2 protein-coding genes are annotated in these 941 nt (G+C 69.7%); one reads left to right on the top strand and one right to left on the bottom strand.

All coding sequences use genetic code 11. The features are described from left to right. Positions 1-693, bottom strand: a 693-nt coding sequence (locus STRTUCAR8_RS34950; RefSeq protein ID WP_006380960.1) for a hypothetical protein, incomplete at its 3' end; no start/stop codon positions are given. Positions 694-740: 47 nt separating this feature from the next. Between STRTUCAR8_RS34950 and STRTUCAR8_RS34945 the strand changes: the two genes are divergently transcribed. Further along, positions 741-929, top strand: coding sequence for a DUF5703 family protein (locus STRTUCAR8_RS34945; protein ID WP_018549191.1), 189 nt, complete (start codon positions 741-743; stop codon positions 927-929). The last annotated feature ends 12 nt before the right edge of the window (positions 930-941 follow it).

The following is a 941-nucleotide window of genomic DNA, read 5'->3' as shown; positions in this document are numbered from 1 at the left end:
CAGGTCCTCGTCCTCGTCCAGCCTCGCCGCCACCAGGTCGGGATCGAGGCCGTCCTCCAGCAGGTCGTCGTCCTCGATGACGTCGTCCGCGTCGTCGTCGAAGACCGCGCTGACGTCGAAACGGCAGACGACCCGTTCCGCGTCGACCTGGTCGAAGGGGGCCTCCAGCCACTCCCCGGGGTCGGCCGACTCGTCCGCCGCCGTCACCCACAGTGTGGAGTCGCCCTCCTCCAGGCCGAACTCCTTGTGCCGGGAGGCGATCTCGTCCGGCTCGAACTCGCCGAACAGGATGCCCAGCGCCCCGTGCACCGTGCCGGAGACCTCGACGCCCGCGCCGTCGTCGTCCGCGGCCTCCACCCGCTGTGCCTGCGCCAGCAGTCGCTGCGGCTCCACCACGGCGTAGTCGCGGCGGATGAGCACACTCAGCGCGTTCGGCTCCTCGGGGCCCGCGTACGGCGGCAGGGCGTCGTCCGTACCCGGGATCTCGAAGGGGGTGACCTCGTCGTAGCGGTCGTAGAGCAGCTCGTCGTACACCTCGGCGGCAGCGGCCAGCTGGTTGAACGCCTCATAGACATCGGGGTCGTCCTCCCCCGACCGGCGTTCGACCGCCGCCAGGTGGCGGTCGAGCGCGGTCTTGACCGCCTCGGCGGCGGCGCGTACCTCGGCAGCGGTGGGCTGCGCAGCATCAGACATAGTGCAGACGCTATCCGTACCGGGGCTCTGCCCGCACAATAGATGCGATGCCGGAATACGAATTTGTCGACGTGTACGTACCACGCGGGGTCACCCGCAAGGAGGCCACACGTCTGCTGACTGACCATGCCGAGTACGGACACTGGGAGTTGGACCGCCTGAGCCTGCTGCGTGACGGCAGCCGCAGGGTGCGGCTGCGTCGGCGGATCATCCGCCAGGTGCGGGCCACGTGGTGAGGTGACACAGCC

The organism is Streptomyces turgidiscabies Car8 (assembly GCF_000331005.1).
In the GTDB taxonomy this organism is placed as follows: Bacteria; Actinomycetota; Actinomycetes; order Streptomycetales; family Streptomycetaceae; genus Streptomyces; species Streptomyces turgidiscabies.
The sequence above is the reverse complement of the archived record's forward strand: the minus strand, read 5'-3'. Positions and strand labels throughout refer to the sequence as shown.

Bases quoted from the DNA above. Each gene is read 5' to 3' on its own strand.
- STRTUCAR8_RS34945 (WP_018549191.1), top strand. From the start codon at position 741: ATGCCGGAATACGAATTTGTCGACGTGTACGTACCACGCGGGGTCACC.